The 1,890-nt window shown below is 68.2% G+C and carries 2 protein-coding genes; both read left to right on the top strand.

Annotated elements, in window-relative coordinates:
* Positions 1-322 precede the first annotated feature (322 nt).
* Positions 323-1,318: a sugar ABC transporter substrate-binding protein gene (locus AOK15_RS40360; protein ID WP_055524130.1), complete on the top strand. Its 996-nt coding sequence runs from the start codon at positions 323-325 to the stop codon at positions 1,316-1,318.
* Between the two features lie 153 nt (positions 1,319-1,471).
* Positions 1,472-1,890 (top strand): ABC transporter permease (locus AOK15_RS40355; protein WP_167738928.1); only part of this gene is annotated, 419 nt, incomplete at its 3' end.

The raw sequence follows: 1,890 nt of genomic DNA, 5'->3' as shown, positions 1-1,890 counted from the left end.
CCGGCTCGGTGAAGGCGTCCGCGACGCACTCTCCCAGCACAGTGATCCGACTCGGGCTCATGGGCTGCTCTCTCTCGAAGAAGGCTCGGAAGGACCGGGCGAAACGGCCGGCGCGGCGGCAGGGGGCTCACCGGCCGTACGGAGACGACGGCTTCGGACGTTGCCGATTTGTGACGGGTGGAAGGCATTGACGTTGCCCGGATCCGGAGTCCATCATCCTCGCCATGCAGTGTCAACGATGACATAAGTCAACGATGACACCCGGGGCGGCATGTTCCGATCACCCAGCCCCGTGCCGCTCGCTATCCCACAGGAGTCGATCATGTCTCGCACCACTCGTCTGTCCTCCTCCCTCCTCAGGGCGGCCGCGGTCACGGGCGTCGCGGCCCTCACGCTGACGGCCTGCGGCTCCGGCTCCGGCTCCGGAACCGTCAAGGTCGGCCTGATCACCAAGACCGACACCAACCCGTTCTTCGTGAAGATGAAGGAGGGCGCGGAGAAGGCCGCCAAGGAGAACGGCGCCGAACTGTCCACCGCGGCAGGCAAGTTCGACGGGGACAACGCCGGGCAGGTCACCGCTCTGGAGAACATGGTCGCCGCCGGCGTGAAGGGCATCCTGATCACCCCGAGCGACTCCAAGGCGATCGTCCCCGCGATCGAGAAGGCCCGCGCCAAGGGCGTCCTGGTCATCGCGCTGGACACCCCGACCGACCCGGAGAAGGCCGTAGACGCCCTCTTCGCCACCGACAACCTCAAGGCCGGTGAGCTGATCGGCGAGTACGCCAAGGCCGCGATGAAGGGCAAGAAGGCGAAGATAGCCACCCTCGACCTGGCGCCGGGCGTCTCGGTCGGCGTCCAGCGGCACGACGGTTTCCTGAAGGGCTTCGGCGCCTCGGACAAGGACGTCGTCTGCGCCCAGGACACGGGCGGCGACCAGGCCAAGGGCCAGACCGCGATGGAGAACTGCCTGCAGAAGGCCCCCGACATCAACGTCGTCTACACCATCAACGAGCCGGCCGCCCTCGGCGCCTACACCGCGCTGAAGGCCAAGGGCCGTGAGAAGGACGTGCTGATCGTCTCCGTCGACGGCGGCTGCACCGGCACCCAGGCGGTCAAGGACGGCAAGATCGCCGCGACGTCGCAGCAGTACCCGCTGAAGATGGCCGCCGAGGGCGTGAAGGCCGTCGTGACGTTCGCCAAGGACGGCAAGAAGGCGTCCGGTTACACCGACACCGGCGTCACGCTGATCACCGACAAGGCGCAGGACGGGGTCGCGTCGAAGGACACCGGCTACGGCCTGGAGAACTGCTGGGGCTGAGCCCCACCCCCGGGACCGTACGACCCCGCCACCGCCCTCAGCGGGGCGGCCGCCCCCTCCCTGACCGGGGACGGCCGCCCCCTCGCCCCGGTGGCGGGAGCTTCTCCCCNNCGTCCTCCGACCAGGACTTCTGTCTTCCGACAAGGACTTCGCATGACAGCGACGACATCGCCGTACTCGGAGCTCAAAGCGCCGACCACGGTCCGCAGACTGCTCACGGCACCGACCACCGGCCCCCTGGCCGCCCTCCTCCTGGCCTGCGCCTTCTTCTCGTTCTCGACCGACCAGTTCCTCACCGGCGGCAACTTCTCGCTGATCGTGCAGCAGGTCATGGTCGTGGGCACCCTCGCCATCGGGCAGACCCTGATCATCCTGACGGCCGGGATCGACCTGTCGTGCGGTGCGGTGATGGCGTTCGGCAGCATCGTGATCGCCAAGATGGCGGCCGAGGGCTCCGTCCCGCCGCTGGTGGCGATCGCGCTGGGCCTGGTCGTCTGCGGCGGTTTCGGGCTGCTCAACGGCCTGTTGGTGCAGAAGATCCCGCTGCCGCCGTTCATCGTCACCCTCGGCAT

Origin of the sequence: Streptomyces ossamyceticus (genome assembly GCF_001418475.1) — a bacterium.
In the GTDB taxonomy this organism is placed as follows: domain Bacteria; phylum Actinomycetota; class Actinomycetes; order Streptomycetales; family Streptomycetaceae; genus Streptomyces; species Streptomyces ossamyceticus.
The sequence above is the reverse complement of the archived record's forward strand: the minus strand, read 5'-3'. Positions and strand labels throughout refer to the sequence as shown.

Bases quoted from the DNA above. Each gene is read 5' to 3' on its own strand.
- AOK15_RS40360 (WP_055524130.1), top strand. From the start codon at position 323: ATGTCTCGCACCACTCGTCTGTCCTCCTCCCTCCTCAGGGCGGCCGCG.